Raw genomic sequence first — 3,954 nt, forward strand, 5'->3', positions numbered from 1 at the left:
ACCACTCTCATCATATGGTATAGTTGTAACTGTTACAATAAAATATGTCCTCCTTATGATTAAAAGCCCTGCAAACAATGACGTTTGCAGGGCTCCCTGAACTCCCCGAGTTGGGTTTGAACCAACGACCCTTCGGTTAACAGCCGAATGCTCTACCGCTGAGCTATCGAGGACCACCTATATTATTATATCCCCTTGCACCCATACTATGCAAGAGGTCCTGTACATGTACCTTCAAAACCGCATACAAGAAATATCATCCATCCATTACCTATCCACCATCTCTGGTCATGCCCTCGACCGATTAGTAGCAGTCAGCTCCATGCATTGCTGCACTTCCACCTCTGCCCTATCTACCTCGTCGTCTTCAAGGGGTCTTACTGCTTGCGCAGGGATATCTCATCTCGAGGGGGGCTTCACGCTTAGATGCCTTCAGCGTTTATCCCGTCCCGGCTTGGCTACCCTGCCATGCTCTTGGTAGAACAGCAGGTGCACCAGCGGCCGGTCCATCCCGGTCCTCTCGTACTAAGGACAGCTCCTCTCAAATATCCTACGCCCACGCCGGATAGGGACCGAACTGTCTCACGACGTTCTGAACCCAGCTCGCGTACCGCTTTAATGGGCGAACAGCCCAACCCTTGGGACCTACTTCAGCCCCAGGATGCGATGAGCCGACATCGAGGTGCCAAACCACTCCGTCGATGTGAACTCTTGGGAGTGATAAGCCTGTTATCCCCAGGGTAGCTTTTATCCGTTGAGCGATGGCAATCCCACTTTATACCACCGGATCACTAAGTCCTACTTTCGTACCTGCTCCACCCGTCGGTGTCGCAGTCAAGCCCTCTTATGCCTTTGCACTCTGCGAATGGTTTCCGACCATTCTGAGAGGACCTTCGAGCGCCTCCGATACCCTTTCGGAGGCGACCGCCCCAGTCAAACTCCCCACCTGACATTGTCCCCAGGCCGGATCACGGCCTCTGGTTAGAAATCCAATACTGCAAGGGTGGTATCCCAACAGCGGCTCTGCGGCGACTGGCGTCTCCGCTTCCTAGCCTCCCACCTATCCTGTACATGCAATACCGAATCCCAGTATCAAGCTGGAGTAAAGCTCCATGGGGTCTTTCCGTCCTGGCGCAGGTAACCAGCATCTTCACTGGTATTTCAATTTCACCGGGTGCATTGTCGAGACAGTGCCCAAATCATTACGCCTTTCGTGCGGGTCGGAACTTACCCGACAAGGAATTTCGCTACCTTAGGACCGTTATAGTTACGGCCGCCGTTTACTGGGGCTTAAGTTCAAAGCTTCGCTTGCGCTAACCTCTCCCCTTAACCTTCCAGCACCGGGCAGGCGTCAGCCCATATACCTCACCTTTCGGTTTCGCATAGACCTGTGTTTTTGCTAAACAGTTGCTTGGGCCAATTCTCTGCGGCCAGGTCTCCCTGGCACTCCTTCTCCCGAAGTTACGGAGTCATTTTGCCGAGTTCCTTGACAATGCTTCTCCCGTCGGCCTTAGGATTCTCTCCTCATCTACCTGTGTCGGTTTGCGGTACGGGTACGATATGAACGATAGCGGCTTTTCTTGACGCATGGCTCACACACTTCCCTACTCTCAGTTCGGTACGCGTCACGCCTTCGGGTTGCCACACGGATTTGCCTATGCGGCCCCTGCCTCGCTTGCGCCGGTCTTTCCATTCCCGGCTTGTGCTCTCCACACGTGTCCCCACAGTTCTGTCATATCGCAGTACAGGAATCTCAACCTGTTGTCCATCGGCTACGGCTTCCGCCCTCGCCTTAGGCCCCGACTTACCCAGAGCAGATCAGCTTTACTCTGGAAACCTTGGATATTCGGCCGGAAGGATTCCCACCTTCCTCTCGCTACTCATTCCGGCATTCTCTCTTCGATGCCCTCCACGGCTCCTTCCGGTGCCGCTTCCTCACGCATCCAATGCTCCTCTACCAATCAACTTGGTTGATTCCCAAGCTTCGGCAGCGTGTTTCAGCCCCGGACATTTTCGGCGCAGGACCTCTCGACTAGTGAGCTATTACGCACTCTTTGAATGTATGGCTGCTTCTGAGCCAACATCCTAGTTGTCTTCGAAATCCCACATCCTTTTCCACTTAACACGCATTTTGGGGCCTTAGCTGTAGGTCTGGGCTCTTTCCCTTTCGACTGCCCAACTTATCTCGTGCAGTCTGACTCCCATACATCATCTACGCGGCATTCGGAGTTTGATATTCTTCGGTAAGCTTTGACGCCCCCTAGGAAATTCAGTGCTCTACCTCCGCAAGACTCGTATGAGGCTAGCCCTAAAGCTATTTCGAGGAGAACCAGCTATCTCCGGGTTCGATTGGAATTTCTCCCCTATCCACACCTCATCCCCACCCTTTTCAACGGATGTGGGTTCGGTCCTCCATTGCCTTTTACGGCAGCTTCAACCTGGACATGGATAGGTCACCCGGTTTCGGGTCTACTCCGGCTGACTCATACGCCCTGTTAAGACTCGGTTTCCCTTCGGCTCCGGGCCTCTAGCCCTTAACCTTGCCAGCCGGCGTAACTCGCCGGACCGTTCTACAAAAAGTACGCGGTTCCGCACATATGGCGGTTCCACAGGTTGTAAACATATGGTTTCAGGTTCTCTTTCACTCCCCTCCCGGGGTCCTTTTCACCTTTCCTTCACAGTACTATGCGCTATCGGTCACTAAGGAGTATTTAGCCTTACGGGGTGGTCCCCGCGTCTTCCCACAAGGTTTCTCGTGTCTCGTGGTACTCTGGATACCGCCATGTCGGTCGGACTTTCGCTTACGGGGCTTTCACCCTCTCTGGCCGGCTTTCCCAAAGCCGTTCTGCTAATCCTCCCGAATCAATCCCGCGGTCCGAACCCCAGGGTGCACGCACCCTGGTTTGGGCTCTTCCGCTTTCGCTCGCCGCTACTTACGGAATCACTTGTTGTTTTCTCTTCCTCCGGCTACTTAGATGTTTCAGTTCGCCGGGTTCCCCGCGCATGGCTATGGATTCACCATGCGCTGGCTGAGGTTTCCTCAGCCGGGTTTCCCCATTCAGACATCTCCGGATCAAAGGGTATTTGCCCCTCCCCGAAGCTTTTCGCAGCTTATCACGTCTTTCATCGGCTCTTAGTGCCAAGGCATCCACCATATGCTCTTTCTAGCATGACCAAACGCTCGGAAGATACGGGTGCGTCTTCCTCGCTACGCATGTCTAGCGTGACATGCGTTGGCTTCTCAGGTAATACCTGCCGGGCTGCTAGCCCTCGGCAGGATGTTTTTTCGATTCGTTGTCTCGAATATTGATAATGTTGTTCAACATTACCTCGGATGTCTTGATTAATTCAAAATATTTGAATCTAATCGCGTTATACCATCGGCTTATCAGTTGATGATATAACTCTATTTCTCATATGCAGTTTTCAAGGTACATGGCAGATGCATGGTTCCGCATCTGATGGAGAATACGAGATTCGAACTCGTGACCTCCTGCTTGCAAGGCAGGCGCTCTCCCAACTGAGCTAATCCCCCGTTCTGGTACGATTGATTCTATTTTCCTTGTGTATCAGTCACTCTTACTAGGCTCGATAAGACCTCGCCAAGTGCGGTGACATGCCTACGACTAAGCTCGATAAAACCTCGCTAAGTTCTCTGGCTATGGGCTTAAGTGGACTCGAACCACCGACCTCACGCTTATCAGGCGTGCGCTCTAACCGGCTGAGCTATAAGCCCGTTCTCTTGTCTCTTATCTAAAAAAGGCTTCCGCCTCTTTTTCCTTTTTCAGTGCTGGCAGCCACCTGCTCTCCCACACCGTCTCCAGTGCAGTACCATCGGCCGCCCGGGCCTTAACCATCGTGTTCGGGATGGGTACGGGTGTCTCCCCCGGGCGCATCGCCACCAGCAGTCCTCCCCCGGCTTCTGACGGCCCCGGGCAGGTTCCATTTCTTACG

At 53.3% G+C, this 3,954-nt stretch carries 3 tRNA genes and 2 rRNA genes; all 5 read right to left on the reverse strand.

Features of this window, described 5'->3' with window-relative positions:
* Positions 1-101: 101 nt before the first annotated feature.
* A tRNA-Asn gene (locus tag HMPREF0980_RS18305) sits at positions 102-173 on the reverse strand.
* 111 nt (positions 174-284) lie between these two features.
* Positions 285-3,175: ribosomal RNA gene (locus HMPREF0980_RS18310) — 23S ribosomal RNA — on the reverse strand.
* Positions 3,176-3,462: 287 nt separating this feature from the next.
* Positions 3,463-3,535, reverse strand: a tRNA-Ala gene (locus HMPREF0980_RS18315).
* 127 nt (positions 3,536-3,662) lie between these two features.
* A tRNA-Ile gene (locus HMPREF0980_RS18320) sits at positions 3,663-3,736 on the reverse strand.
* Between the two features lie 52 nt (positions 3,737-3,788).
* Positions 3,789-3,906, reverse strand: a 5S ribosomal RNA gene (rrf, locus tag HMPREF0980_RS18325).
* Positions 3,907-3,954: the final 48 nt, after the last annotated feature.

It is taken from the genome of Dorea sp. D27 (genome assembly GCF_001185345.1).
In the GTDB taxonomy this organism is placed as follows: Bacteria; Bacillota; Clostridia; order Lachnospirales; family Lachnospiraceae; genus Extibacter.